Annotated in this window: 20 protein-coding genes; 14 read left to right on the top strand and 6 right to left on the bottom strand. The window is 58.2% G+C overall.

What is annotated here, in order from left to right:
- Positions 1-12: 12 nt before the first annotated feature.
- Genes tauA through tauD form a run of 4 tightly spaced genes read left to right on the top strand, consistent with a single transcriptional unit; the run spans position 13 to position 3,433 of the window.
- The gene (gene tauA, locus AAE045_RS20130) at positions 13-987 is read left to right on the top strand and encodes a taurine ABC transporter substrate-binding protein (protein WP_202301453.1); all 975 of its coding nucleotides are present in this window, start codon (positions 13-15) and stop codon (positions 985-987) included.
- 9 nt (positions 988-996) lie between these two features.
- Positions 997-1,764 (top strand): taurine ABC transporter ATP-binding subunit, encoded by a 768-nt coding sequence (gene tauB / locus AAE045_RS20125; RefSeq protein WP_271127974.1) that lies wholly within the window; start codon positions 997-999, stop codon positions 1,762-1,764.
- Positions 1,761-2,588 carry a taurine ABC transporter permease TauC gene (gene tauC, locus AAE045_RS20120; protein ID WP_271127973.1) on the top strand — a complete coding sequence of 276 codons (828 nt, stop codon included), beginning with the start codon at positions 1,761-1,763 and terminating at the stop codon, positions 2,586-2,588. The genes tauB and tauC overlap by 4 nt, the downstream gene beginning before the upstream one ends.
- Positions 2,585-3,433, top strand: coding sequence for a taurine dioxygenase (gene tauD, locus AAE045_RS20115; protein WP_455549221.1), 849 nt, complete (start codon positions 2,585-2,587; stop codon positions 3,431-3,433). Before tauC ends, tauD begins: the two co-directional genes overlap by 4 nt.
- A gap of 95 nt (positions 3,434-3,528) precedes the next feature.
- Here the strand turns inward: tauD and nepI are convergent, their stop codons facing one another.
- Entirely contained in the window at positions 3,529-4,713 is a 1,185-nt protein-coding gene (gene nepI, locus AAE045_RS20110; RefSeq protein ID WP_455549220.1) for a purine ribonucleoside efflux pump NepI, read from the bottom strand.
- 390 nt (positions 4,714-5,103) lie between these two features.
- On the opposite strand from nepI, the gene fimA reads away from it, so the two are divergent.
- The 6 genes from fimA to sfmF all read left to right on the top strand — a co-directional run bounded on the left by fimA (position 5,104) and on the right by sfmF (position 11,150).
- Entirely contained in the window at positions 5,104-5,664 is a 561-nt protein-coding gene (gene fimA / locus AAE045_RS20105) for a fimbrial protein (protein ID WP_455426777.1), read from the top strand.
- 65 nt (positions 5,665-5,729) lie between these two features.
- Entirely contained in the window at positions 5,730-6,275 is a 546-nt protein-coding gene (fimI, locus tag AAE045_RS20100) for a type 1 fimbrial protein subunit FimI (RefSeq protein WP_455549219.1), read from the top strand.
- 36 nt (positions 6,276-6,311) lie between these two features.
- Positions 6,312-7,004: a type 1 fimbria chaperone FimC gene (fimC, locus tag AAE045_RS20095; protein ID WP_455549218.1), complete on the top strand. Its 693-nt coding sequence runs from the start codon at positions 6,312-6,314 to the stop codon at positions 7,002-7,004.
- A 34-nt stretch (positions 7,005-7,038) separates the two neighbouring features.
- The gene (locus AAE045_RS20090; RefSeq protein ID WP_455549233.1) at positions 7,039-9,606 is read left to right on the top strand and encodes a fimbrial biogenesis usher protein; all 2,568 of its coding nucleotides are present in this window, start codon (positions 7,039-7,041) and stop codon (positions 9,604-9,606) included.
- A gap of 19 nt (positions 9,607-9,625) precedes the next feature.
- Complete coding sequence (gene fimH, locus AAE045_RS20085) at positions 9,626-10,630, top strand: type 1 fimbria D-mannose specific adhesin FimH (RefSeq protein WP_455549217.1); 1,005 nt, start codon at positions 9,626-9,628, stop codon at positions 10,628-10,630.
- Entirely contained in the window at positions 10,623-11,150 is a 528-nt protein-coding gene (gene sfmF, locus AAE045_RS20080; protein ID WP_455549216.1) for a fimbria assembly protein, read from the top strand. Before fimH ends, sfmF begins: the two co-directional genes overlap by 8 nt.
- Before the next feature lie 75 nt (positions 11,151-11,225).
- Here sfmF and fimZ read toward each other — a convergent pair whose 3' ends face one another.
- The 4 genes from fimZ to AAE045_RS20060 form a co-directional block, all read right to left on the bottom strand.
- Positions 11,226-11,858: a response regulator transcription factor FimZ gene (gene fimZ, locus AAE045_RS20075; protein ID WP_455426782.1), complete on the bottom strand. Its 633-nt coding sequence runs from the start codon at positions 11,856-11,858 to the stop codon at positions 11,226-11,228.
- A gap of 591 nt (positions 11,859-12,449) precedes the next feature.
- Positions 12,450-13,199 (bottom strand): helix-turn-helix transcriptional regulator, encoded by a 750-nt coding sequence (locus tag AAE045_RS20070; RefSeq protein ID WP_455549215.1) that lies wholly within the window; start codon positions 13,197-13,199, stop codon positions 12,450-12,452.
- 360 nt (positions 13,200-13,559) lie between these two features.
- A complete protein-coding gene (gene fimW, locus AAE045_RS20065) occupies positions 13,560-14,162 on the bottom strand; it encodes a fimbria biosynthesis transcriptional regulator FimW (RefSeq protein WP_455549214.1) in 603 nt (200 codons plus the stop codon).
- Between the two features lie 151 nt (positions 14,163-14,313).
- On the bottom strand, positions 14,314-15,249 hold the full coding sequence (locus AAE045_RS20060; protein WP_455549213.1) for a LysR family transcriptional regulator: 936 nt from the start codon (positions 15,247-15,249) through the stop codon (positions 14,314-14,316).
- 168 nt (positions 15,250-15,417) lie between these two features.
- On the opposite strand from AAE045_RS20060, the gene AAE045_RS20055 reads away from it, so the two are divergent.
- From AAE045_RS20055 to AAE045_RS20040, 4 genes are all read left to right on the top strand, one after another.
- The gene (locus AAE045_RS20055; protein ID WP_455549212.1) at positions 15,418-16,746 is read left to right on the top strand and encodes an MFS transporter; all 1,329 of its coding nucleotides are present in this window, start codon (positions 15,418-15,420) and stop codon (positions 16,744-16,746) included.
- Positions 16,747-16,758: 12 nt separating this feature from the next.
- The gene (locus AAE045_RS20050) at positions 16,759-17,925 is read left to right on the top strand and encodes a M20 aminoacylase family protein (protein WP_455549211.1); all 1,167 of its coding nucleotides are present in this window, start codon (positions 16,759-16,761) and stop codon (positions 17,923-17,925) included.
- Positions 17,926-18,033: 108 nt separating this feature from the next.
- Positions 18,034-18,306 carry a type II toxin-antitoxin system TacA family antitoxin gene (locus tag AAE045_RS20045; protein WP_455549210.1) on the top strand — a complete coding sequence of 91 codons (273 nt, stop codon included), beginning with the start codon at positions 18,034-18,036 and terminating at the stop codon, positions 18,304-18,306.
- Entirely contained in the window at positions 18,297-18,776 is a 480-nt protein-coding gene (locus AAE045_RS20040) for a GNAT family N-acetyltransferase (RefSeq protein ID WP_455549209.1), read from the top strand. Before AAE045_RS20045 ends, AAE045_RS20040 begins: the two co-directional genes overlap by 10 nt.
- A gap of 35 nt (positions 18,777-18,811) precedes the next feature.
- On the opposite strand, the gene AAE045_RS20035 is transcribed toward AAE045_RS20040, so the two are convergent.
- The gene (locus AAE045_RS20035) at positions 18,812-20,155 is read right to left on the bottom strand and encodes an NCS2 family permease (protein WP_202301429.1); all 1,344 of its coding nucleotides are present in this window, start codon (positions 20,153-20,155) and stop codon (positions 18,812-18,814) included.
- Between the last annotated feature and the right edge of the window lie 23 nt (positions 20,156-20,178).

Below are 20,178 nucleotides of genomic sequence, written 5' to 3'. Positions count from 1 at the left end.
GGAGCAGAGATCATGGCAGGAACGAAACGTACTTTTTGGCTGGCAGCGCTGGCCCTTATCGCCGCCCCGGCGTTCGCGGTGGACGTCACCGTGGCTTATCAGACTTCTGCCGAACCCGCCAAAGTTGCGCAGGCCGATAACGCCTTTGCCAAAGACAGCGGCGCGAAGGTCGAATGGCGCAAGTTCGACAGCGGCGCTTCCGTGGTGCGTGCCCTGGCCTCCGGCGACGTGCAGATTGGCAATATCGGCTCCAGCCCGCTCGCCGTGGCCGCCAGCCAGAAGGTGCCGATTGAGGTGTTCCTGCTGGCGTCCCAGCTCGGTAATTCCGAAGCGCTGGTGGTGAAGAAAGGCATCTCCGGCCCGCAGGATCTGATCGGCAAGCGCATCGCCGTGCCGTTTATCTCGACCACCCATTACAGCCTGCTGGCCGCCCTCAAACACTGGGGTATCAAGCCGGGCCAGGTGCAAATCCTTAATTTACAGCCCCCGGCAATTATTGCCGCCTGGCAGCGCGGCGATATCGACGGCGCTTACGTCTGGGCGCCTGCCGTTAACGAGCTGGAAAAAGACGGCAAGGTGCTGACGGACTCCGCGCAGGTCGGCAAGTGGGGCGCGCCTACGCTTGACGTCTGGGTGGTTCGTAAAGACTTCGCCCAGCAGCATCCTGAAGTGGTGGCAGCCTTTGCCAAAAGCGCGCTCGCGGCCCAGAAGGGCTACATCGATAACCCGGACGCATGGCTTAAGCAGCCGGATAACCTCAGTAAACTTTCCCGCCTGAGCGGCGTACCGGAAAGCGACGTGCCGGGCCTGGTGAAGGGCAATACCTACCTCACCGCGAGCCAGCAAACCGAGCAGCTTACCGGCCCGGTCAACAAGGCGATAGTGGACACCGCGCAGTTCCTGAAGGCGCAGGGCAAAGTCCCGGCGGTGGCAACGGACTACAGCCAGTTCGTCACCGATCGCTTTGTGAAACCGCTGGCGCAGTAAGGGGGAGTTATGTTGCAGGTATCAGGGCTTAGCGCGGATTACGGCGGCAAAACCGTCCTTAACGACATTAATCTGACGGTGGATGAAGGCGAACTGCTGGTGGTGCTCGGCCCGTCCGGCTGCGGCAAAACAACGCTGCTGAACCTGATTGCCGGCTTTGTTCCTTACGATACCGGCAGCATCACCCTACAGGGCAGGCAGGTAACCGGGCCGGGCGCCGAGCGCGGCGTGGTCTTTCAGAATGAAGGGCTGCTGCCGTGGCGGACGGTGCTGGATAACGTGGCCTTTGGGCTACAGCTTGCCGGGCAGCCGAAAGAGCAGCGGGATGAAATCGCCCTCGACATGCTGCGCAAGGTTGGCCTGGAAGATAAGGCGAAGCGCGCCATCTGGCAGCTTTCCGGCGGGCAGCGGCAGCGGGTGGGTATCGCCCGCGCGCTGGCAACAAAACCGCAGCTTCTGCTGCTGGATGAGCCTTTTGGCGCGCTGGACGCGTTCACCCGCGAACAGATGCAGACCCTGCTGCTGAAGCTGTGGCACGAGAGCCGCCGTCAGGTTCTGCTTATCACCCACGATATCGAAGAGGCCGTGTTCCTCGCCACCGAGCTGGTGCTGCTGTCGCCGGGGCCTGGACGCGTGCTGGAGCGCCTGCCGCTTGATTTTGGCCGCCGCTTTGCCGCGGGCGAACCTTGCCGCAGCATCAAGTCCGACCCGGAATTTATCGCTAAGCGCGAATACGTGCTTAGCCGTGTGTTTGAACAGCGCGAGGGCTTTCTATGAGCATCGTCATCACGGATAAAACGCAGCGCCGCCGCCTGGCCTGGCGCTGGCCCTTCTCGCGCCACGTTACGCTAAGCCTGACCACGCTCACCGCCATCGTGCTGCTGTGGTGGTGGGTTGCCGCCGAACAGTGGGTCAGCCCGCTGTTTCTGCCGCCGCCGGGGCAGGTGCTGAGCAAGCTGATTAGCATCGCCGGGCCGCAGGGCTTTATGGACGCCACGCTGTGGCAGCATCTGGCCGCCAGCCTGCTGCGTATTCTGACCGCGCTCGCTGCCGCCGTGCTGATCGGTATTCCCGTCGGGATTGCGATGGGGCTTAGCCCGACCGTGCGCGGCATTCTCGACCCGCTGATCGAACTGTATCGCCCGGTGCCGCCGCTGGCCTATCTGCCGCTGATGGTGATCTGGTTTGGCATCGGCGAAACCTCGAAAATCCTGCTGATTTATCTGGCGATCTTTGCCCCTGTCGCCATGTCGACGATGGCTGGCGTGCGAAGCGCCTCGCAGGTTCGCATTCGGGCGGCGCGGGCGCTGGGCGCAACGCGTTCGCAGGTTGTCTGGCATGTAATTTTACCCGGCGCGCTGCCGGAAATTCTTACCGGGTTCCGCATCGGGCTGGGCGTGGGCTGGTCAACGCTGGTCGCGGCGGAGCTTATCGCGGCAACCCGTGGCCTGGGCTTTATGGTGCAGTCCGCCGGTGAATTCCTGGCAACGGACGTGGTGCTTGCGGGCATCGGCGTGATTGCCGTTATCGCATTTTGTTTAGAGCTGGGTTTACGCGCGCTGCAGCGTCGGTTAACCCCATGGCATGGAGAAGGGCAATGAGTGAAAAAGTGAATATTGTGCCGCTGGGGCCGTACATCGGCGGGCTGGTGAGCGGGGTGGATTTAACGCGCAGCCTGAGCGATAACCAGTTCGAGCAGCTCTATCACGCGCTGATCCGCCATCAGGTGCTGTTCTTCCGCGACCAGGCGATTACGCCGCAGCAGCAGCGGGCGCTGGCGATGCGCTTCGGGGATTTGCACATCCACCCGGTTTATCCGCACGCGGAGGGCGTGGAGGAGATAATCGTGCTGGATACCCACGACGATAATCCGCCGGATAACGACAACTGGCACACCGACGTCACGTTCATTGAGACGCCGCCTGCCGGGGCGATTCTGGCGGCGAAAACGCTGCCGGAAACGGGAGGCGATACGCTGTGGACCAGCGGCATCGCGGCTTACGAGGCGCTCTCCGAACCGTTCAAGCGCCTGCTGTCCGGGCTGGAGGCGGAGCACGATTTCAGGAAGTCATTCCCGGAATATAAACATACCGGCAGCGAAGCAGAGCACCAGCGCTGGCGCGAGGCCGTGATTAAAAACCCACCGCTCAATCACCCGGTTGTGCGCACCCACCCGGTGAGCGGCAGGCAGGCGCTGTTTGTGAACGAAGGGTTTACCACGCGGATTGTCGATCTGACGCAGAAAGAGAGCGACGCGCTGCTGGCGTTCCTGTTCGCCCACGTCACCAAACCGGAGTTCCAGGTCCGCTGGCGCTGGCAGGAAAACGACATTGCCATCTGGGACAACCGCGTCACCCAGCATTACGCCAACGCAGATTACCTGCCCGCCCGGCGGATTATGCATCGTGCAACAATACTGGGGGATAAGCCTTTCTGGCGGGGGTGAATGAAACCCCGGTGGATGACGCTGGCGCTTATCCCCCCTACGAAACAGCCAGGTCGGATAAGCGCCAGCGTCATCCGACAATTGTTCGATAAAACCTACTTTACCCGCACCTTAACCGCGACCAGGGCCGCCGTGAGCAGCATCAGGCTGCCGGAGAGGATCAGCGGGGAGAGCAGGCCGAGGTTATCCAGCGCGTAGCCGCCGACGGCTGCGCCGCAGGTATTGGCCAGCTGAATAACGGCGACCTGGATGGAGCCTGCTTTTTCTGCCTGATCGGCCAGCGAGCGGGTGATCCAGGTTGACCAGCCTACCGGGATTAAGGCAAACGCAAAGCCCCAGATAATGGCGATGGCGGAGGCGACAATCTTATCCGTTCCCCACAGCACCAGCGTTAATGCGCTCAGGGCCAGTATCAATGGGGAAAGCGTCAGCGCCATTTTCAGCGAGCGCCTGAGGAACACCGCAGAAAGCGAAGTGCCCACGAAGCTTGCGATGCCGAAGCTCAGCAGCACCAGCGTCAGGCCGTCCACGTCGAAGCCGGCCAGCGTCATATAGACCGGGCGAATATAGGTGAAGAAGGCGAACTGCCCGGCGAAGGCCAGGAAGATGGCCGCCATGCCCGCCAGCACGCCCGGACGTTTCAGCAGGCCAAACATATTCTGCTTCAGGTGCGCCGCTTCTCCCGGCAGGGACGGCAGCGCCTTCCAGACCCACAGAATACAGCCCACCCCCATCAGCGCCGCGCCGTTAAAGACGTTGCGCCAGCCGATTATCCCACCCAGGAAGCTCCCCAGCGGCGCGGCGATAACCAGCGCGATAGAAACCGCACCAAAAATCACCGACAGCGCTTTTGGCACCGTGCGGGCAGGCACCAGCCGCATGGTCAGCGAGGCGGACATCGCCCAGAAGCCGCCCAGCGCCAGCCCCAGACAGGCGCGGCCCAGCAGCAACAGCGTGAAGTTTTGTGCAAACGACACCATCAGGCAGGAGGTGGTCAGCAGTACCGAAAACAGCAGCACGACGTGGCGGCGGTCGGTTTTGCCGATAAGGGTCGTCACAAACAGGCTGGCGAACATGGCGACAAACGCCGTCACGGTCACCGACTGCCCGGCCACGCCTTCTGAAATCCCCAGGTCCTGCGCCATCGGCGTCAGCAGGCTGACGGGTAAAAACTCGACGGTAATCAGGCAGGCTACGCAAAACGCCACGGCAAAGACGGCGGACCAGTTGGGCCGAACGACCGGCTCCGGTTTCGCTGTCTGTTGGATATGTTCACTCATTTCTTCACCTGGCGTGCTTGTCATAAAGCGCGCTAGTTTAGCACCATAAATGTGACGAATTTAACGTTTTGACAACTTTTAGCTCCGCGCTTCGCAAAGCGGCACTGGCCCCTTCAGGAAAATATCTACTGGGTTATTTCTTAGGCTTTATTAGGCCTGGGCTTAGAGGACATAAGGATTCCTCGCGTATTAATTATACGGCGCTTTCATTAAATTAGGCTCCTCATCTGAAGTGCGCTAAATAATTTATTAATTATCGCCGCAGGACGAAGATAAATATCTCCTCAGGGATTGAGAAGTGCCGCAGGGGCTTTTACAGCCGTTAACGAATCAAGCGAAATATTCAGGGATGCTTTATTTCGTTGTGCTTTTATTATTTAAGGAATATCCATGAAATTCAGCAAAATTGCTTCCTCTCTGGTTGCTGGCCTGGTACTGATGAGCGGCGCTGCCCATGCAGAAGACCCTACGCCGGTTACCGTTAACGGCGGTAGCGTTCACTTCGAAGGCGAATTAGTTAACGCCGCCTGTGCCGTCAGCACTGAATCCGCTGATAAAACCGTGCATATGGGCCAGTACCGCACCGCGGCTTTCTCTAAAGTTGGCGACACCTCTGCGCAGGTGCCTTTCACTATCGTTCTGACCGACTGCGACAGCACCGTTGCCGCAACCGCTTCTGCTGCCTTCACCGGCCAGACTGACGGGACTGACCCGACGCTGCTGGCGATCAACTCCGGCGGCAACGCGACGACCGCTTCCGGCGTGGGCATCCAGATCCTCGACCGCACTTCAAAAGTGCTGACCCCGGACGGAACATCTTTCTCTACCGCCCAGACGCTGAACGACGGTGCTAACACCCTGCCGTTCACCGCGCGTTATAAAGCAACGGCTGCTACCGCGACTGCGGGCCAGGCCAACGCTGACGCTACTTTCGTTATGAAATACGAGTAACACCCTCTACAAGGATGAGGCTTGCCTCACGGACGAGGCAGTTTTCACGTTAATCGAAGGCGCGCATGAAAAGGATAATTCTGTTCCTCCTGCTTACCGTTGTGGGAAGCCCGGCGCTGGCAAAGCGGGTGGTGGTGATTGATGGCGGCAAGGTGCATATGCGGGGCTCGCTGGTTAACGGCGCCTGCACCGTCGCAACGGAAAGTCAGGAAATGACCGTGCAGATGGGGCAATACCGCAGCTCTTTGTTTCCGGCCGTCGGCAGCTATGCGCCGGTCAGCGTGCCGTTTGCCATTCGTCTTACCGACTGCCTCGCCGAGGTGTCCGAGCTGGTTGGCATTGCCTTTCAGGGGGTGACGCCCGCAGAAGATCCGCAGGTGTTTCTTGCCGCCACCAGCGCCAGCGGTAACGACGCAAGTTCGGGGGTGGGGCTGGCGCTATTTGACAGCCAGCAGCAGCTTATTATTCCGAATACGGAACCGGGCTATTTCGCCGCCATAAAAACTCGCGAAATGATTTTTCATTTCACCGCCCGTTATCGCTCGGTGTCAGAAAGCGTTAAGCCAGGAAAACTCCACTCTGACGTCTGGTTTACGCTGGTCTATCCCTGATTCGCCGTTTAATAAAAGTCTATGGTATCTGTCGTGATGAATAATGTAATTAAGTCAGGCGCTGTCTTATTAGGATGGTTACTTTTTTCGTTTACGGTTCAGGCCGCAGGCGGAATTGGTCTTGGCGCCACGCGGGTGATCTATCCTGCCGATGCCAAACAAACCTCCCTTTCTATTACCAACAGCGACAAAACGGAAAGATATCTGGTGAACTCCTGGGTCGAGAATAATCTCGGCGCAAAAGATAAAAGCTTTATCGTGACGCCGCCGCTGTTCGTCAGCGAGCCGAAAAGCGAAAACACCCTGCGCATTATTTATGTCGGGCAGCCGCTGCCGACGGATCGCGAATCTATTTTCTGGATGAACGTGAAGGCGATCCCTTCGGTGGATAAAAACAGCGTGGAGAACCGCAACGTGCTCCAGCTGGCGATCATGTCGCGCATCAAGCTGTTCGTGCGTCCTAAAAACCTGCCGATGCAGCCGGAAGACGCGCTGAAGCAGCTGCGTTTTACGCGCAGCGGCGCGCATCTGAGCATCCACAATCCTTCCCCGTACTACGTTTCCACGGTCAACCTGAAGATAGGGAACGATAAGCTGCCCAACACGATGGTTGCGCCGAAAAGCGTGGCGCAGGTGGCCGTTGCGGCCGGCATGCAGGGAAAGATCACCTTTCAGACGGTGAACGATTACGGTGCGGTGACGCCGGTGCAAGCAGGCCAGATGCAGTGATGCTGGCGGGCCGCAAAAGGGAATTCCGCAAATGATGACTAAGCCGCTCGCGCCGCTGGTGGTGGCGATCCTCACCGCGCTCTGCTCAGGGGCAGGCCACGCCGAAAGCTATTTTAACCCCCGCTTTTTGTCTGACGATGATGGCGCCGTGGCGGATTTGTCGCGCTTTGAAAAAGGCAGCCAGCAGGCGCCCGGCAGCTACCGCGTGGATATCTGGCGCAACGACGAGTTTATCGCCACCGAAGACCTGCATTTTGTCGATGCGGACAAGCAGGCGGCGGACCAGGCGACGAACGGCGGCCTTGCACCCTGCCTGGACGGCGACTGGCTGAAGCGGCTCGGGCTGAATATGCAGGCTTATCCGGCATTAGCGAACGTGAAGGCGGGCGAGTGCATACCGCTGCCGGAAGCGATCCCCGGCGCGACCGTTGCGTTTGATTTTAACAAGCTGCGCCTGGATATCAGCCTGCCGCAGGCGTCGCTGAACAACAGCGCACGCGGCTACATTCCGCCGGACCAGTGGGACGAGGGGATCCCCGCGGCGCTGGTGAACTACACCTTTACCGGCAACCGCGGCAGCAACGACGACAGCTATTATCTCAGCCTGCAAAGCGGCCTGAACTGGGGAGCGTGGCGCCTGCGCAACAGCGGTGCCTGGAGCTATACCAGCGGGGACGGCTACCGCAGCAATACCTGGAAGAACATCAGCACCTACGTGCAGCGCACGGTGATCCCGCTCAAGGGCGAGCTGGTGATGGGCGACAGCAATACCGGCAGCGACGTGTTCGACAGCGTTGGCTTTCGCGGCGCGCGCCTCTATTCATCGGACAGTATGTATCCCGACAGCCTTCAGGGCTACGCGCCAACGGTACGTGGGATTGCGCGCACCAACGCCAAAGTCACCGTTCGCCAGAACGGCTATGTGATTTATCAGAGCTACGTGTCGCCGGGGGCGTTTGCAATCAGCGACCTCAACCCCACCTCTTCCAGCGGTGACCTCGACATCACCGTCGAAGAGAAAGACGGCAGCCAGCAGAACTACTCCGTGCCTTACTCCACCGTTCCGCTGCTGCAGCGCGAAGGGCGCTACAAGTACGACCTTGTGGCCGGGGACTTCCGCAGCGGCAACAGCCAGCAGGAGACGCCGTTTTTCGCCCAGGGAACGCTGATTGCCGGCCTGCCGAACGGCTACACCGCCTACGGCGGGACGCAGCTTGCGGAGCGTTACACCGCCGCGGTGCTCGGCCTGGGCAAAAACCTCGGCGACTGGGGGGCCGTCTCCATGGACATTACCCATGCCCGCAGCACCCTGGCGGACGACAGCGATCATCAGGGCCAGTCCCTGCGTTTTCTGTACGCCAAATCCCTGAGCGGCTACGGCACCAACTTCCAGCTTCTGGGGTATCGCTACTCAACGAAAGGGTTTTATACCCTTGATGAAGTGGCCTACAAAAATATTGAGGGCTACGAGTACGAGCTGGAGGACGACGGCAGCCACAACAAGGTGCCGGTCGCCCAGAGCTACCATAACCTGCGCTACAGCAAGCGCGGGCGTTTTCAGGTGAATATCTCCCAGGCGATGGGGGATTACGGTTCGCTTTACGTCTCCGGCAGCCAGCAGACCTACTGGGGCACGGACGACGACAACACCTGGTATCAGGCGGGCTACGCCAGCGGCTGGAAGGGGATCAGCTATTCGGTTTCTACGTCGTGGAGCAAGTCGATTGGCCTTGCGGGCACCGATCGCATCGTGGCCTTCAACCTGTCGGTGCCGTTCAGCGCGTTTCTGGGGAACGGCTATTCGCGGGACAGGGCAATCGATCGCGCCTACGCCACCTTCGCGACCAGCCGTAATTCCGACGGGCAGAGCACCGTGCAGGCGGGCGTCGGCGGCACGCTGCTGGAAGACCGCAACCTGAGCTACAGCGTGACCCAGGGCCACAGCAGTTCAAACGGCTACAGCGGCAGCGCCACGGCTAACTGGCAGGCGACCTACGGCACCCTGGGGCTGGGCTACAACTATGAACGCGATCAGCGTGAGTTTAACTGGCAGGCCGCCGGTGGGGTGGTGGGGCATGCCGACGGCGTTACCTTCAGCCAGCCGCTCGGGGACACCAACGTGCTGATTAAGGCGCCGGGCGCGTCGGGCGTGAGCGTGGAAAATCAGACCGGGGTGAAAACCGACTGGCGGGGCTATGCCGTTATGCCTTACGCCACCGTCTACCGCTACAACCGCATCGCGCTGGATACCAACTCCATGGATAACCACACGGATATCGACAACAACGTCAGCAGCGTGGTGCCAACCGAAGGCGCGCTGGTGCGGGCGGCGTTTAACGCGCGGATCGGCGTGCGGGCCATCATCACCGTAACGCGCGCGGGCAGGCCGGTGCCGTTTGGCTCGGTGGTGCGTGAAGAGGGCGGCGGGGCAACCAGCATGGTCGGCGACGACGGGCAAATTTACCTCAGCGGCCTGCCGCTTGCCGGGAAGCTGATTATTCAGTGGGGCGACGGCAAAGGATTGCGGTGTACCGCCCCTTATGCGCTGCCAGAAGCGAGCCTGAAGCAGGCCGTGGTGGTTGCCACCGCCACCTGCTCATAGCGCCGTTAAGGATTTGAAAATGAAAATAAAGACAACTCTTGCTGCCCTCGCGCTGCTGACCCTTTCGACCCAGGCCTATGCCACGGTCTGCCATAACTCCGACGGCGTGCCAAAAGAGGTGAGCTATGACCTGTCTGACAAGTTTAATAGCTCCAATAACAACGTCGGGCAGATCGTCACGCTCGCGGAAAAATCTGGCTGGATAGGGGTCAACGCCACCTGTCCCGCCGGGACGAGCGGCAAAACCACGATGCGCAGCTACGAGACCGACCTGCCCATTCAGGAAACCCTGGACGGCTATAAATATCTGAAGATCAACGACTACCTGAACGGCGGCATGCGGATCACCGACAGCTACGCCGGGGTTTTTTATCCGCCGGTCAGGTATATCCAGATGGGGTCACACCCGAACGTCCCGAAGCAGAAGCCCTTTCCGGTTAAGGACTCTAACCTGATCTTTCGCCTCAAGGTGACGCGTAAGTTTATCAATATGGTGCCGATCCCCCGGCAGACCATGTTCCGCGTCTATGTCACAACCGGCAAATCCGACCCGCTGACCACGGCGGTTTATACCATCAGCTACAGCGGCAAAGTCGAGGTGCCGCAGACCTGTGAAATCAACGCCGGACAGGTCATCGAGTTCGATTTTGGCGATATCGGCGCGGCGCTCTTTAGCCAGGCGGGCGCCGGAAACCGCCCGCAGGGGGTTACGCCGCAGAGCAAAACCATCGGCATAAAATGCACCAACGTCGACGCGCAGTCGTACCTGACCCTGCGGCTTGAGGCGGAAAAGCAGTCCGGCAACATGATGGTTTCCGACAACAGCGATCTGGGCTTTATCGTTTCTGACAGCAGCGGCGTGCCGCTGACGCCTAACAATCTGGGCAGCAAAATTAACTTCCGCCTCGACGACGCCGCCGCGGCACGGGTGGGTGTCCGCGCCTGGCCGGTGAGCGTGACGGGGAATAAGCCCGCCGAAGGGCCCTTTACCTCACGCGGCTATTTACGGGTGGATTATGACTGATATACGCATCAGCAGCCTGCTGGCGCTTGCGCTCGCAGCGGCATCCGCCAGCGCCGGGGCAGACAATTCTCTTGGGGAGATCAACATCGAACTGCGCGGCAACGTCGTGGACTACAGCTGCTACGTGGAAGCCGGGGACGATAATAAAACCGTGCAGCTGGGCACATGGCCGACTAAACAGCTGCGTACGGTGGGGAGCACCACCCAGAGCATGCCCTTCACGGTGAAGCTAAACGGCTGCCCGCCGGGTTCTGCCTCCATTACGTTTTCGGGTAAAACGGCCAGCGGCAACCCTGGTCTGCTGGCGCTCAACGGCACCAGCAGCGCAAAGAATGTAGCGGTGCAGCTGCGGGATAAAGACAAGGTGCAGCTGCCGCTGGAGCAGGCCAGCCAGGACGTGGCGGTGGATGCGGACGGTAACGCGACGCTGAGATTTTACGCCAATTACATCGCGCTGACGGATAACCCGCAGCCCGGCAAGGCGGACGCGGATGCGACATTTATGATTAATTATTATTGAGTGCCCAGGATGATTCTTGCGGCATTAAAAAAGTCCGGGGGCCAACAACTCCCGGCTTTTTTGCAGTTTACGACACTATAATAATTCTTTGACGCGGGCGTAATCGATAAGCTCAACGATGGAACTGACGCGCAGCTTAGAGAAAATATTGGCTTTGTGGGCGCTGATGGTTTTGTTGCTTAACAGCAGCTGCTCGGCGATTTCCTTATTGGATAAACCATTAGCCAGATAGCGTAATACCGTCACTTCACGATTCGAGAGCGGCATATCGTCAACCGTACCCTGCTGTGATTTAGCATTGCTGATAAAATTCAGCGTGTCCGACGGGAAGAAGGAGTAGCCCGAAAGCAGCATTTCCACCGCGTTATAGATATCTTCCTGCTCTTTTCTTTTGCTGACAAAACCGTTGGCGCCCGCCTGAATGGCGCGTCCGGCGTAGAAGCGTTCAGACTTGGAAGAGAGGAATAATATTTTTGTATCTTGTTGTATTCCCTTTATTCTCTTCAGCAAAGAGAAGCCATCAACGCCCGGAAGTTCAATATCCAGGATCACCAGATCGACCGGATGGCTGCGCATATACTCAATGACCTCCCGGCCACTGTCCGTTTTTAGCACGACACTGATATCTTTATTTTTCTGTAACAGCACTTCTATCGACATGCGGACAATAGGGTGCTCGTCCATAATGATTACGGATGCAGGTTTCATTTTTTTTGCCTCGGATTGTTTGAGGTAAACATCGCGTTGACGCGGGGCCAATGGCAGCGAAAGTTATGAAATGTTAACTGGCTGATTTTGAAAATATATGTCTGGCACACTCCCTTATTAGAATAATGATTCCGTGATGTTATATATTTTTTGATAGGTGATGGGCGTCATGAAAAATTATCTGAACGTAGCCAGAAATTCATTTTCACGGTGCTGAAATAGATGGGCTGATTATACAGTCATTATATTTGAGAGAAAGTCTGCTGTTTCCGGCGGGGGGCGGAAGCGTTATTAAGTTCTAAATGGCTGGCGATAATTTCTACAATGCAGAGAAACATACCGAAGCTAAAGTACTGGATAGATAGAAAGTTTGTTTTAATTATCAAAAATAGTAGTAAACACCTAATGTTTGAAAGTTGTTAATAATTTGCTGGCGAAACCGATCGTTTAATCGCCGGGGGCGCACTTTTAACGGCGTTGCTGGACTCCAGGAATTTTTATAAATGTTAATAACATGATCTAATTTAACAAGTTATAAACATTGAAAATAAGTAGTTTCCTAACTTTCATCCGCAAGTCAGTAGGTTACGCTTATACCCTGCGCTCTGATGCGGGGGTCGATAATTCATTAAGTAAATGAATTAATGCCTTTCTACTTGCCAGACCAATGCGTTTGGCCAGCCGCCCGAGGGTGTAGACCACCGAGTGGTAGGGTTTATTCAGCGAGGCGGCAACGGTTTTCAGCGAATCCCCCTGCGCCAGCGCCATCAGCAGACGCCACTCCCTGCGGGTGAGGGCGTCATTCTGCCGCGTATAGTTAGCCTGAACGGACGGCTGGGAACAAGGCTGCTGCATCAATAAAAGCGCCAGAAGGCCCGGCGGCAGCCTGCGTTCGATGACGCTGCAGTTTGCCGCCGCGACAATCAGGCAGGACGCGGCGGGATTGCGGCCGGCGGTAAGCAGAATGATGATGATGCCGGGATAATCCTGGTGCCACTGGCGCAGGGTATTGAGTACGCTGATGGCGGAAGCGGCAATGCCGTCCAGATCGATAACGATTCGCGGTATGGGCTTCTGCTCGAAAAACCACGTCACCTCGTCGAGGGTAGAGCAGAGATGCGTTCGGATGTGGCGGAAAATGTAGCGGGTGAGGGCCAGGGAAAGATAGGCGTCATGACTGACCAGCAGCAGATCGACGGCCGGTTGGGGGCTTCCCGTTCGCAGCTGCTGCTGCAAATACTCAAGCCGGTCGAAAATCATCGGCTTGCTCAGGCTAATCGGATTAACGGGACCATCGATGCTGATGCGGCGGTATTTTCTTTTACGTGCGGCTAATTGCAAATGCTCACTCACTGGCTGACCGATCGGATCTCTTTTCAGGGAGAGTGCCCGACGCTGAATACCTCAGAATGCCTTAGGTTAATGCTGAATCGTCGGGCGTATCAGCGTTGTTTGCGGCGAACAATCCCCCTGTCCGGCTAATTTCACTTAAGGAGGCTGAAAATAATCAGAAACCGGAATCGCGGCAGTTTCTGATTATGTTGAGAATGAGGCTATTCTGTCAGCAGAGAAAAATGGCGGATATTAGTGGAGGCCTAAAGAACGCACGGAAAAATCTTAATGGCCAGGCCGATAAGGTGAATGTAGGCGGCAAGAAAATAAAGCCCAGGGACTTTTGCACTTTATTTGCTCGGTTAGCAATCAGGGAAATAAGAAATGCAGATTAACTCGGATGAATCTAATCAGCCCCTGATTATTATTGATGCTGAGCTTTTTCATGATCGCCTTACGGTGCTGCACGGCCTGCGACTCGTCAATTTTCATCAGTAGCGCCGCGTCCGAGAGCGAATGCCCGCAGGCGATATATTTCAGCAGTTCACGTTCGGTAATGGAGAAATGGCGCGTGGTGCAGAATTTACAAACGCCAGCAGGCACGGCGAGGGTATGTTTGCCCCGTCGGGATAACGCCGTCCAGTGGTCGATCTTGGCGGCTATTTGATCGATTTCTTCTTCCCGGTAAATAACCGGCAGCATATAAAGACAGGGGCGGAACATCAGCCTTTCATGTTCCTGGCGGCGACAAATAAGAATCACCCGCTGGGTTCGCGTGGTGTTGGGGATTTTATAGCAGTCGGCGGTAATCCAGCTGTCATCAAGAGAAATAAAAGCGACGTCGGCGGCATCGTGATGTTCAGCGGATAAAAACTGAAAGGCCTCGTGCCGTCGGCTGCATATTTGTTCAACAATGATTTTTATTCCGTGGGCAAAGGGGCGATTTTTTTCCCGCAGGGCAATGGTGAGCATAAGGATCCTTGTGGCAGTCGAAACCGGAACAGGATCATAGATAAAATTTATTGAAATAAGAATCACTTGCGACTTAATTCCCCCGGCGTGGGGGATGAGTTATTGCCAGGCTATTTCCTGGCATGCCCCAACGCTGGCAGGGGAAATGTGGCTAAACGCGGGCCACCATCTCCGCCGCGTCGCTTTGCTGGAGCCAGTCGCGCGCGTTAATCCTCAGCATCTCCAGAAAGGTGTTACCTGCGGTGGAGAGGCGGCCAATATTCGGGCACAGCACGCCGATGCTGGTGGCGGGCAGCACTTCGCGCAGCGCCAGCGGGCGCAGGTTAACGTTATAGCCCGGAAAGCGCAGGCGAACCGACGTCCACATGCTCACCATGTCCGCCTGCTCCATCATGCGCGCCATCACCCACGGCGAGGAGCAGTGCACGATATTCTGCGGCTGCGGCAGGTTATAGCGGCGGAATACCTGCGCCAGAATGGAGTGCTCCCCCGGCTCGTCCCAGTCCAGCCAGGGGTAGTTCATCAGGCTTTTCAGCGAGGTAGTGTGCGTGATCGGATGCTGGTCGCCCGCGATGATCGTATTGCTAAGTGCGTACAGCGGTTCGTAATACATTCCTGACTGGACGATGCTGGTGCCCGCGGTCAGCACCGCGATATCCAGCCGCTGGTTTTGCAGCGCGTCGAGGATCTGATGCGGCCGCCCCTCCATCGCCACCAGCTTGACGCCGGGATAGCGGGCCTGGAACTCAATCATCGTGTTGGTAAACGGCCCGTAGGAGGCGGCGGAGGTGAAGCCCACCCGCAGCTGGCGCATGGCCTTGCCGAGCAGATGGTCGATCTCTTCCCGGGCCTGGTGCAGCGACCGGTCGATATCGCGGGCGTGGCGCAGCAGCACCTGTCCATATTCGTTTAGCGTCACGCCGCGTGACGAGCGTTGCAGAATTGGCAGGCCGATTTCCGCCTCCATCTCCTGAATGGTTTTCGAAATCGCGGGCTGCGTCAGATTCAGCGCCTTTGCCGCTTTGCCAATGCTGCCCTGTGCCGCAACTTCCAACAGAATATCTAATTGATTCAGCTTTAATTTCATTGGATGCCTTCGCGAGATTCACCACCGTGGTGCAAATTTTGCTCAGCCACAATACAAAGAATATAACCAAAGGCATAACGAATTTTTATGATTGCGATGTTCTTTTTTTATGCAGATAGTGCAAAAGGCGCCCACTTTTCACATCTTCGCTACAGAAAGGACATGAGCATGAAAGAGTCAGTCAGCTATGCCCCGAGCCGGGCCGACTTCACGGGCTCGCCTGCGGTTGCCGCGTCGTCAGCGTCGGACGGGCCCAGCGTAAAATCGCTGGTTGCCGTGACGCTGGGCAATGGCCTTGAGATCTACGATTTTGCCGTATACAGCTTTTTCTCCGTGATTATTGGCCACCTGTTTTTCCCGGCCAGCAACGATTACGTTTCCCTGCTTCTCGCCGTCGCGACCTTCGGCGTCGGCTTTATCATGCGCCCGCTGGGCAGCATGGTCTTAGGCAATTATGCCGACCGGCACGGACGCAAAGCCGCCATGACGCTGATCATGGGCCTTATGTCGCTGGGCGTGCTGATGGTCGCCTTCGCCCCGACCTACAAAGACGTGGGAATTTTCGCACCGATAGTCCTGATTGCCGGCCGCCTGCTGCAGGGGTTCTCGGCGGGGGGTGAAGTCGGTGCGGCGACCACCTGGCTGATGGAGGCCGGAGGGCATTCCCGGCGCGGCGTACGCGTAAGCTGGCAGATGACCAGCCAGGGCGGAGCGGCGTTGCTGGGGGCCGCGATGGGAGCCGGACTGAGCCACCTGCTGAGCGATCAGCAGCTGTATGACTGGGGCTGGCGGGTTCCGTTTATCTTCGGGCTGTTAATCATGCCGGTTGGGCTGTATATCCGCCGCCAGCTGCCGGAAACCCACAGCACGACGGCGGCCAGCACCGTTGCCAACCCGGCCCTGACGCTGTGGCGCGAGCATCGCCGGGCGCTGGTGCTGGGGATCCTGCTGGTGATGAAGGGCACTACGACGTTCTACATCATCGTCTATTACATGCCCGCGTACATGGTGAATACCCTGCACATGCCCGCCAGCATCTCCTACTGGATAAGCCTGACGGCGGCGCTGCTGACGCTGCTGATCCCCTTCTGGGGCGGCAGGCTTGCGGACCGGCTGCCGAAGCGTAAACCGATACTGATCGGCTGCGCGATCGTCTCTTTCCTGCTGATCTGGCCGATCTTTGCCACAATTCTGTATGGCGTTCCGCTCGGCTACACCATCGCACTGATCGCGGTAGATCAGATCCTCGCCAACATCAGCGCCGTGGCCATGTTCCTGCTGGTGCTCGAGACCTTCCCGAAAGCGGTACGCGCCTGCGGTATGGCTATGGTTTATGCGGTAGGTGTTTCACTGTTCGGCGGCTTCGCGCAGTTTAACGTCACCTGGCTGCTGAAGGTCACCAATGCGCCGATGGCCCCAGCCTGGTACCTGATGTTTTGCTCTGTCGTTTCCCTGGCCGCGCTGGTTGCCTGGCGCGAACGTCATCACGATGAATAAAAAGGAAAACCTATGCTAATCAAAGAAATTCTTGACCATGAAGCGGAGATGATCGCCATCCGCCGCGACTTCCACCAGCACCCGGAGCTGGGCTTTGAAGAGTTCCGCACCAGCGATCGCATCGCGGAGCTGCTGACCGGCTGGGGCTATGAGGTGCATCGCGGGCTGGGCGGCACCGGCGTGGTCGGCACGCTGAAAGTGGGCAGCGGCGGCAGGCGCCTTGGTATTCGTGCCGATATGGACGCGCTGCCAATGCAGGAACAAACCGGGCTGCCGTGGGCAAGCGCGGTGGAAGGCAAGATGCACGCCTGCGGCCACGACGGCCACTGTGCCATTCTGCTGTCCGCGGCACGTTATCTGGCTGAACATCGCCCGTTTAGCGGCACGCTGCATCTCATTTTCCAGCCGTCGGAAGAGTCCGTCGGCGGCGCCAAACGCATGATCGACGACGGCCTGTTTACGCTTTTCCCCTGCGATGCGATCTTCGGCCTGCACAACTTCCCGCTGATCCCGGCAGGGCAGATCATGACTAAGCCGGGCGCGCTGATGGCCTCGTCCGACAGCATGACCGTTCACCTGGAAGGCAAGGGCGGTCACGGATCGATGCCGGAAAACAGCATCGATCCTACCGTTGCGGGAGCGGCAATCGTCATGGCGCTGCAAACCATTGTTTCCCGCAATGTCGATCCGCAGGATGCCGCAGTGGTGACCGTAGGCAGCCTGCAAAGCGGGACAACCCACAACATTATTCCGCACAGCGCGGTGCTCAAGCTGAACATGCGCACTTTCAAACCAGAAGTGCGGGATGCGGTGAAAGCACGCATTAAGACGATTGTGCAGGGCCAGGCGGAAAGCTTTGGCGTGAAAGCCTCTATCGAGCCGGACTTTGGCTATCCGGTAACGATTAACGATCCGGCGCAGACCGAGTTCGCCCTGCAGGTGGCCCGTGACGCGTTTGGCGCAGAATGGGTAGCGGATCCGCAGGAGGTGAAAAGCGCGATGGGCAGCGAAGACTTCTCGTTCATGCTCGAAGAGGTGCCGGGCTGCTACGTCTGGCTGGGCACCGGCAAAGGCAAAGATGACTATTCCGTCCACCATCCGCTGTATCAGTTTAACGACGAGTGTATTTCCATCGGCGCAACCTACTGGGTGAAGCTCACCGAGGCTTATTTACGCTAGCTTTTAACGGCGGATGACGCTGCGCTTATCCGCCCTGGCGCCGTTGTGGCTAACACTTTGTGTATTCATTTGCTACACTGTATAGCAAATGAATACACGAGAAATGTCATGAGAACCCAGCCGAAAGAAAGCCCAATCAACATACGAGCGAAGGCCGCCCAGCGCGATCTGATCGATCGCGCTGCGGAGCTGGTCTCTAAGTCCCGCACTGACTTTGTGCTGGAGGCTGCCTGTCGTGAAGCAGAGGATATTCTTCTCGATCAGCGGCTCTTCATGGCGGACGAAAATCAGTACAACGCCTTCCTGAAAGCCTTAGAAGCCCCCGTTTCCGAAAACGTCGGCCTGGCCGATCTGCTGAGCAGGAGAGCTCCGTGGGAATAACTGCACCAGAACTGCTCAGGGCTGAGCACGTAACGGCAGAATTTAATTGCAGTGAAAGTACGCTGGATGAATGGCTTAAACGCAAGGCGCTTAAGAATCAGGTTATCGGTGCTTCCCGCACCTTCGTCGTTTGTGAAGCGGGAAACAAAAGGGTCGTTGGCTTCTACGCATTAGCGACCGGCAGCGTAGAACGCGCGTCGGTTCCCGGCCTGGTACGGCGTAATATGCCCGACCCGATACCCGTATGCGTGCTTGGCAGGCTGGCCGTAGATGCCAGTTTTCACGGACAAAAAATTGGCGTGGCCCTGCTGAAGGACGCGGTGCTGCGAACCCGGCAGGTCTCGCAGCACGTTGGCATGCGGGCGCTGCTGGTTCACGCCCTGTCTGACAACGCAAAGGCGTTTTATCAGCGCTTTGGATTTATTGAGTCAGGCCTGCAGCCCAGCACTTTGCTCTTACCGCTCTGGTAAGATTCGCGCCCCCGAAACCGAAGGCGCGAAGCGGATCAGTGATGGACCAGCGTGGCGAAGTAATAGATCAGCGGGATCGCCAGCAGATACAGCCCCACGGGGATCTCACGCCACTTCCCGGCAATCACCTTAATGATCACATAGAACAGCAGGCCGCCCGCGATGCCGGTGCCGAAGCTGTTGGCGATCAGCGTGATCATCACCATCATCAGCACCGGCAGCCCGTCGGTGAAGTTCGCTAAATCCACCTTGCGCAGGCCGCTGAACATATTCAACCCGATGAGGATCAGCGCGGGGGCCGTCGCCTCTTTCGGGATCATCAGCGCCACCGGCGTGAACAGCAGCATCAGCAGGAACATCACGGCTGCCGTCAGCGCGGTCAGGCCCGTTTTGCCACCGGCCTCCGCCGCTGCGGAAGATTCAATTAACGCCGTTGCCGCAGGGATACCGACCCACGGACCAAGCGCGGCGGCAATGGAATCGACCATAAACGGACGGTTGATGTGCGGCATATTGCCTTTCTCATCCAGCAGGCCCGCTTCGCCGCCGACGGCAAGCGTGGTGCCCATGGTGGAGAAGAACTCCGAGGCAAAAAAGACGAACAGATAGGGCAGAAACGCGATATTCAGCGCGCCCAGCATATCCACATGGCCCAGCACGGGCGCGATGGAGTGCGGCAGGGCGATAAAGCTTTGCGGCAAGTGGGTGACGCCAAAGGGAATGCCGACGAGGGTGGCAAACAGAATCGCCCAGAGAATGGCACCGGGGATGCGGCGGGCCTGCAATGCTATGGCAAGGAACAGCCCGCACAGCGCAACAACCGCGCCCGGCGAGGTGAAATCCCCCAGCATCAGCGCGTTGCTTTTCACGTTCGCCAGCACCAGCCCCGCGTTACGGAAGCCGAGGACGGCGACGAACAGCCCGATAGACGCCGTCAGCCCTAGTTTGATGGACTGCGGCACTGAGCGGGTGACGATCTCCCGCAGGCCGAGACGGGTCAGGGCGAAGAAGAGAATGCCTGACCAGCAGGCAATGCCCAGGCCAATCTGCCAGCTAATCCCCTCGCTCCCGGCAAGCGTTACGCCCACCAGCACGGAACCCCCAATGCCCGGCCCGACGATAAACGGCAGGTTGCCGTAAAACGCCATCAGCAGGGTGCCCGCCACAAACACCAGAATGGTGCCCGTGGTCACCGCGCCTTTGTCCATGCCGCCGACGGCCAGCAGGCCGGGGATCACCACCAGCAGATAGGCGGCGGCCAGGAAGCCCGTGACGCCCGCGAGGCATTCGGTTTTGACTTTGCTTTGCCGGGCCTGCAGCTGGAAACGCCTTTCCAGCCAGCTGCCGGACGCGGCGGGGGTAACTGTGTTTTCGGCCATTATGCGGCTCTCCGTTGCTATCT

It is taken from the genome of Dryocola clanedunensis (genome assembly GCF_038405435.1).
In the GTDB taxonomy this organism is placed as follows: domain Bacteria; phylum Pseudomonadota; class Gammaproteobacteria; order Enterobacterales; family Enterobacteriaceae; genus Dryocola; species Dryocola clanedunensis_A.
Note: the sequence above shows the minus strand (reverse complement) of the source record. Positions and strands in the feature narration are given on the sequence as shown.